The following is a 1,287-nucleotide window of genomic DNA, read 5'->3' as shown; positions in this document are numbered from 1 at the left end:
GACAGAGGAATAGCAGGTCAGCGAGGGGTCCACCATCAGGTGGGCCCCTTTCCGCGTTCCCGGTGGGGTGGGAGCGGGGCGAGTGGGACGTCGGTCCGCGCCGCGCGGCTTCTCGTCCGCCGCCCGTGCCGTTGACCGGACTGCCACCGGCCGTCCTCGGCCGCGCTGAGCACCGCCGCGGCCCGTTCCGGAGTCATCGGCACAGCCCGGCATCCGGGGTGGCCGCGCCGGTATAAGCGCTGCTTATGAGCCCCATGGAGACGGGCCCCTACCCGGCGGTACCGACTTCGTGTTGCATGGTCTGGTCTGTGGCGCGGACCACAGGGCGACGCGTCCATCCGCCGCCGCGCGGCGCGGCGCCGTTTTCGGCTCTCCACGGGAGAACGCGCCAGCGATACGGCCCTGGAGCACGCCGGGGCGGACCCGCTCACGCCGCTCCACCGCGGATGTGCGAGCGTTTCCGCCAAGGCGGCCGCGCTTCCGCGCGGCTTCAGGCGGTGGAGAGACCGGACCGGTCGCGGTCCGCCTCAGTGACACGAAGCCTGACACCGCCCCCCATCAGGTCTGAACGGAAAAGAGCCAGATGACTGACACCTTGGTCGTGGCGCACACGGCGATAGCGATTATCGGCGTGGTGCTGCTGATCCTGGCCGCCCGCGTCGAGCCGGTGATCGCACTCGTGATCGGGTCGATCTACCTGGGACTCGCGGCCGGGCTGGGGTTCGAGAAGACCATCTCGACCATCGCCCAGGGCTTCGGCGACATCATGACCGAAGTCGGGCTGCTCATCGGATTCGGCGTCCTGTTGGGATCGCTGCTGTTCCGCATGGGCGCCCTGCAGAAACTGGTGGAGCTGCTGCTGAGACTGCTCGGTCCCAGACGGCTCCCCTACGCGCTCGCCTCCGTGCTGAGCACGATCTTCCCGTCCATCTACGTGGACGTGCAGCTCGTGCTCGCCGCCCCGCTGGCCCGCTCCGCCGCGCCCGGCCTGGGCCGCAACGGCGTCGGCATGATGGGCGGCGCGCTCAGCACCGGCATCCTCGTCGGCTACGTGTTCGTGATCCCCGGTCTGGGAACCGTGTCGATCGCCGGTCTGCTGGGCGTCCCGCTCGGCACGATGCTGCTCTACGGCTTCGGTGTCGGACTGGCCACGGCGGTGCTCACCGTGTTCCTCTACGGCCTCCTGCTGAAGGTCGGGTTCTGGAACCCGGACAAGGACGAGGCCGCCCCGGTGGCGGTCGGCGCCCACGAGTCCGCCGGCGCCGCGCAACCCGTGGGCGCCGTGCC

1 pseudogene is annotated in these 1,287 nt (G+C 70.5%); it reads left to right on the top strand.

Annotated features, from left to right (window positions below):
• Positions 1 to 583: 583 nt before the first annotated feature.
• Positions 584 to 1,287, top strand: a pseudogene (locus DQW06_RS26310) (GntP family permease); the annotation flags it as partial.

The sequence above is a fragment of the Nocardiopsis sp. TNDT3 genome, from assembly GCF_003427465.1.
Taxonomy (GTDB): Bacteria; Actinomycetota; Actinomycetes; order Streptosporangiales; family Streptosporangiaceae; genus Nocardiopsis; species Nocardiopsis dassonvillei.
The sequence above is the reverse complement of the archived record's forward strand: the minus strand, read 5'-3'. Positions and strand labels throughout refer to the sequence as shown.